The sequence below is a fragment of the Achromobacter sp. 1014246743 genome (assembly GCF_059760725.1).
Map to the genome: position 1 here is coordinate 1 of NZ_JCBANA010000189.1, position 255 is coordinate 255.

Annotated in this window: 1 protein-coding gene; it reads right to left on the reverse strand. The window is 58.4% G+C overall.

All coding sequences use genetic code 11. From position 1 onward, the window contains the following. Positions 1–255, reverse strand: a 255-nt coding sequence (locus tag AC6LJ2_RS30190) for an IS110 family transposase (RefSeq protein WP_498152776.1), incomplete at both ends; no start/stop codon positions are given.

Genomic DNA, 255 nt, shown 5'->3' on the forward strand with positions numbered 1-255 from the left:
TATCCAGCTTGGATATCTGGGCATCGAGTGTCTTAATGACTGCTCGGATGCTGTCTTTAAGAACTCGGACCGCCCCGGTTAGGCGGTTCTTCTCGGCAGTGCGCATGACCATCAATTGTGCGCGACGCGTCACGAGCGCCTGCAACACCTCGACCTGCTCATCCGGTGGAGCAAACTGCACACCGACCTGGTCTGCCTTGCCAGCCAAGGTCTGGGCATAGTGCGCCAAGGCCACGGCATCAATCGCATCGGTCT